The following is a 2,055-nucleotide window of genomic DNA, read 5'->3' as shown; positions in this document are numbered from 1 at the left end:
GGCAACTCCGCGGCTAGCACAGGTAGCAATTGCGGCGCGGCAAACATGTCCGTCAACTGCAGGCGCAAGCCTTCAACATCATGACCAAGCTGATATAAGCGCTGAGCGTCGCCAATGTGAATAAAGGCACTAGTACCGTCAAGCTGCGCTCCCGCGCTAAACACACCACTAACGGTAAATTCTTTTTCACGAGGGTATAGGCCAAACGGGGTTACCGTCACTTTGGGTAGAATAACGGTCAGGCCATCGCCGATACTCACACCGAGTTGGCGAGCAAGAATATCGCCGATAATAATTTGATACTGCCCGCCATCGCCACTTAGGTATTCACCTGCGATCATGTGCTCTGCGACCGCCGAAACCCGGCGCTCCTGCTCCGGATCGATACCATACAGCGACACACCGCGCAGACGCTTAAATACCGCCAGCATCGCTTTCCCCCCTACATAGGGCGCAACGCCGCTAACCATTGGGGTTTCAGCGAGCGTAGTTGCATACTGCTGCCAATTCGCCAAGCGCCGCTGGGGACCTTCAATATAGCCGTGGGGCACTACCGACAAGACCCGCTGCTGTAATTCCCGTTCAAAACCGTTCATCACTGACATCACGACAATCAGTGACACCACGCCAATCAACATGCCAAGCAGCGAGAACCAAGAGACCAAGGAGAGAAAACGATCGTTTCCCGATGCGCGTCGAAAATACCGAATACCAATGCGTAAATATAAGGGCACAGCCATAGGAAGTTATTCGTAATCCAGATCGTAAATCATTGCCTATACTATCATTGCGTACGGGAATTATGAGCAAAGATATTTACGCTATTTGCATTCTTTGTCGACCTGCGCATATGAACGCTCGCTCAAGGAGATTTTAATGTTACTTATACTGCATCCGAATATTCAGGAGTCAGATCCAGCCTTTAAGAAAACCATGAGCCATCTACAGCAGCTACCAGGGATAACAATCAAACAACATGAGGTCAGCGGCCAGCTACAAAGCCTCAGAGAAATTTATTTACTCGGCGACACTCACGCGCTGGATATCGACGAGATTGAAAGCCTTCCGGCGGTAGAAAAAGTCATAAGGATCTCTGAGGAATACCGCATTCTCGGCCGCCATAAGGCGCAAGGCGGACGCAGCGGCTTCCACTACCAAGACCTCAGCTTCGATCAGGATTCGCTCCACATATTTGCAGGCCTGTGCGCCGTAGATAACCCCAAACATGTTGAAGAAATGCTCCGCGCTTTACAATCAAATGGTTTGAACTGCACGCGTATGGGGGCCTACAAACCCCGCACTAACCCCTACGCATTTCAAGGCCACGGTAAAGAGTGCCTACCCTGGGTCTTTGATCTAGCCGGTAAATACGGCATCAAAGTCATCGCCATGGAAGTCACCCATGAAAGTCATATGCACGAAATTGATAAAGCGCTCGGCGATGCTGGCCGCCCCTGCGGCGTAATCATGCAAATCGGCACCCGAAATACTCAGAACTTTGAACTGCTCAAGGCTATTGGTAAACAAAGTGAATACCCCGCCCTGTTGAAGCGCGGTTTTGGGATCACCCTAAATGAATCATTAAACGCTGCGGAATATTTAGCCAGTGAGGGCAATAGCCAAGTCATTTTTTGCCTACGTGGCATGAAAAGTGAATTCGGCGCACCCCACCGCAATATGGTGGATTTTGCGCAGGTGCCCACAGTAAAGCGCCTAACCAGAATGCCCGTGTGTATCGACCCCTCTCACTCGGTAGGCAGCCGCGACGTCGCACCTGATGGGGTTTTAGAGCTTTGCCACGCGACCGCGCAAGGGGTATTAGCTGGCGCCAATATGGTATTAGTCGATTTCCACCCCGCCCCGACCAAAGCGCTAGTCGACGGCCCGCAAGCCTTAACACTCAATGAGCTAGAACCATTTTTGAAAGACATGGAGATTGCGAGGAAGGCGTATTTGGAGCGAGTAGCAGTTTGGCAGAACGGATCGTCAGACGTCAGACGTCAGACGCCCGACGCCTAATTCAACGACTTGCGTCGTAAAATTTCGTGCTCGATT

The 2,055-nt window shown here is 51.3% G+C and carries 2 protein-coding genes; one reads left to right on the top strand and one right to left on the bottom strand.

What is annotated here, in order from left to right; translation table 11 throughout:
- Nucleotides 1-740: ABC transporter permease (locus ABYT30_RS18710; RefSeq protein WP_373098036.1), on the bottom strand; the 740-nt coding region annotated here is incomplete at its 3' end.
- A gap of 136 nt (nucleotides 741-876) precedes the next feature.
- Between ABYT30_RS18710 and ABYT30_RS18705 the strand changes: the two genes are divergently transcribed.
- The gene (locus ABYT30_RS18705) at nucleotides 877-2,019 is read left to right on the top strand and encodes a 3-deoxy-7-phosphoheptulonate synthase (RefSeq protein WP_373079451.1); all 1,143 of its coding nucleotides are present in this window, start codon (nucleotides 877-879) and stop codon (nucleotides 2,017-2,019) included.
- The last annotated feature ends 36 nt before the right edge of the window (nucleotides 2,020-2,055 follow it).

Origin of the sequence: Zhongshania sp. (assembly GCF_041623545.1) — a bacterium.
In the GTDB taxonomy this organism is placed as follows: domain Bacteria; phylum Pseudomonadota; class Gammaproteobacteria; order Pseudomonadales; family Spongiibacteraceae; genus Spongiibacter.
This window is presented reverse-complemented; position numbering and strand designations above follow the sequence as displayed.